The organism is Corynebacterium sp. 122RC1 (genome assembly GCF_024580955.1).
Classification (GTDB): domain Bacteria; phylum Actinomycetota; class Actinomycetes; order Mycobacteriales; family Mycobacteriaceae; genus Corynebacterium; species Corynebacterium kozikiae.
In genome coordinates this window covers 1-2,932 of record NZ_JANIKD010000045.1, presented here as the reverse complement: position 1 = coordinate 2,932, position 2,932 = coordinate 1, and the positions used below count along the sequence as shown (strand labels likewise).

At 60.1% G+C, this 2,932-nt stretch carries 2 protein-coding genes; both read left to right on the top strand.

Translation table 11 applies throughout. The features are described from left to right. The first annotated feature begins 55 nt into the window (after positions 1-55). Positions 56-1,495, top strand: coding sequence for an adenylosuccinate lyase (gene purB / locus NQ050_RS10960; protein WP_257039378.1), 1,440 nt, complete (start codon positions 56-58; stop codon positions 1,493-1,495). Positions 1,496-1,605: 110 nt separating this feature from the next. Beyond that, positions 1,606-2,499 carry a phosphoribosylaminoimidazolesuccinocarboxamide synthase gene (locus tag NQ050_RS10955; RefSeq protein WP_257039377.1) on the top strand — a complete coding sequence of 298 codons (894 nt, stop codon included), beginning with the start codon at positions 1,606-1,608 and terminating at the stop codon, positions 2,497-2,499. Positions 2,500-2,932: the final 433 nt, after the last annotated feature.

Below are 2,932 nucleotides of genomic sequence, written 5' to 3'. Positions count from 1 at the left end.
CCTGGTGCTTGAGGTGTGTATAAGAGACAACACCCACCCCGCCCGCCGTGCGATAATGGAACGCGTGGCTGAAAAGATAAAGATCGCAAATGTCCTTTCCAATCGTTATGCCTCCGCTGAGCTGAGTAATCTGTGGAGCCCTGAGCAGAAGATCATCATGGAGCGCCAGTTGTGGATTGCCGTGATGAAGGCTCAGAAGGATCTCGGTGTGGAGATTCCCGCAGAGGCTATCGCCGCCTATGAGGCCGTGGTGGAGGATGTGGATTTGGCGAGCATCGCTGAGCGGGAGAAGGTCACTCGCCACGATGTGAAGGCCCGCATTGAGGAGTTCAATGCGCTGGCTGGTTTTGAGCATGTGCACAAGGGCATGACTTCGCGTGATCTCACGGAGAATGTGGAGCAGCTCCAGATTTACCGTTCCTTGCAGTTGGTGCGGGATAAGGCGGTTGCTGTGGTGGCTCGTCTTGGTGAGCATGCGGGCGCGTATAAGTCGTTGGTGATGGCTGGGCGTTCGCACAATGTGGCTGCTCAGGCCACCACCTTGGGCAAGCGTTTCGCTTCCGCCGCGGAGGAAACCTTGGTTGCGATTGACCGGGTGGAGGACATTCTGAGCAGGTACCCGCTGCGCGGCATCAAGGGCCCCATGGGTACCGCCCAGGACATGCTGGATTTGATGGGCGGCGATGAAGCCAAGCTGGCCTCCCTGGAAACTCAGATCGCTGATCACCTGGGCTTTTCGCGGGTGTTCGATTCCGTGGGTCAGGTCTACCCGCGTTCTTTGGACTTTGACGCCGTCTCTGCGCTCGTGCAGCTTGGCGCGGGGCCGTCGTCACTTGCTCACACGATTCGCCTGATGGCGGGCAATGAGACTGTGACGGAGGGCTTCAAGGAGGGCCAGGTTGGTTCCTCGGCGATGCCACACAAGATGAACGCGCGTTCTTGTGAGCGCGTGGGTGGTTTCCAGGTGATCCTGCGCGGCTACCTCACCATGGTTGGGGATCTTTCCGGCCAGCAGTGGAATGAGGGCGACGTCTTCTGTTCCGTGGTTCGCCGCGTGGCGCTGCCGGACGCTTTCTTTGCCCTGGACGGCATGTTTGAGACCTTCCTCACGGTCCTTGATGAGTTCGGCGCCTTCCCCGCCATGATCGACCGCGAGCTTGAGCGCTACCTGCCGTTCCTCGCCACCACCCGCATCCTCATGGCGGCGGTGCGCGCGGGCGTGGGGCGTGAAACCGCGCATGAGGTGATTAAGGAGAACGCCGTCGCGGTTGCGCTGAACATGCGGGAAAATGGCGGTGAGCAGGACCTGATCGCCCGCCTTGCCGCTGATGAGCGCCTGCCGATGTCCCGCGAGCAGCTCGAGGAGGCCCTCGCTGACCGCCACGCATTCATCGGTGCCGCTGAAAGCCAGACCGCCCGCGTGCTCAAGCGGATCAGCGACCTGGTCAACCGCTACCCTGAGGCCGCCCGCTACACCCCAGGCGAGATCCTCTAGTCACTTCAGCAGTGCCGACGCCCCCAGTGCCGCTGTCTCCTGCGGTAGGCACGGGGGCGTTGCGGTGCGAACTATTCACGGCGCACAAAAAGGGTCTACACTAACGTCTCATGCGTCCCGAATTGTCTCAGTACAAGCATTTGAGCGCCGGCAAGGTGCGCGAGATCTACGAGATCGACGATCAGCGCCTCCTCATGGTGGTCACTGACCGCATTTCTGCCTATGACCACGTCCTGGAGCCGGAGATCCCGGACAAGGGCCGTGTGCTCACTGCAATGAGCAAGTACTTCTTTGACCACATCGACTTCCCGAACCACCTTGCCGGGGACATCGACGATCCCGCAATCCCCGAGGAAGTCCTGGGGCGCGCTATGGTCTGCAAAAAGCTTAAGATGCTGCCGTTCGAGTGCGTCGCCCGCGGCTACCTCACTGGCTCCGGCCTGAAGGAATACCAGGAGTCCGGCACCGTGTGCGGCGTTGAGCTGCCCGAAGGTTTGGTGGAGGCCTCCAAGCTGCCGGAGCCGATCTTCACCCCGGCAACCAAGGCTGAGCAGGGCGATCACGACGAAAACGTGACGTTTGAAGCCGTAGTCCACTCACTGGGCCAAGCCCGCGCCGAGGAGCTGCGTGCTGCAACCTTGAAGATCTACTCCGAGGCCGCGGCGATCGCCGAGGCACGGGGCATCATCTTGGCTGATACCAAGTTTGAGTTCGGTCTGGATGAGGAAGGCAACCTGGTGTTGGCCGATGAAGTGCTCACCCCAGATTCCTCCCGCTACTGGCCCAAGGAGGGCTACCAAGAGGGCAAGGTGCAGCCGAGCTTTGACAAGCAGTACGTGCGCAACTGGCTGACCAGCCCTAAGTCCGGCTGGAGCGTAGATAGCCCAACCCCGCCGCCAGCGCTGCCGGGTTCCGTGGTGGAGGCAACCCGCGAACGCTATGTAGAGGCTTTTGAGCGGATTACCGGGGAGAAGTTCAACTGCTGGATTGGCACCTGCGTCTAAGTTCCGCCTGCGTCTAGGTTCCGTCTAGGCGCCCCGTGTCCCCAGGACGGCAAAAAGCGCGTTGGGAAGCAGGGGCTTCCACAACGCGCTTTGAGTTTTTGCTGGCTTAGCCGAGCTTGGAGAGCTTCACAAAGAGGTCAACCACGTTGGAGATAGCGCGGATGATGTTGTTGAACTGGGTGAAGTCGAAACCAGAAGAGAGCATGAAGCTGCCTTTCAAAAGTAGATGCTGTGATTCTTTAAGGAATACTAGGGTGTGGGGCAGGAGGGTGCAAGTCCCCAAGCACAAATTTTTTTCTAGGCCCCTGGAATGCCCTAAGGTGCAGCATTAGTGCAGCAGTCACCTGCGCCGGTAGCTGTAAAGGAAAAACCGCCAGGTGGCCCTGCAAAACTGTTTCTCAGCTTTCTCCCCCTCCGCCAACCACCCCACCCC

Coding starts and splice junctions, on each gene's coding strand:
- purB (WP_257039378.1), top strand. CDS start 56: ATGGAACGCGTGGCTGAAAAGATAAAGATCGCAAATGTCCTTTCCAAT.
- NQ050_RS10955 (WP_257039377.1), top strand. CDS start 1,606: ATGCGTCCCGAATTGTCTCAGTACAAGCATTTGAGCGCCGGCAAGGTG.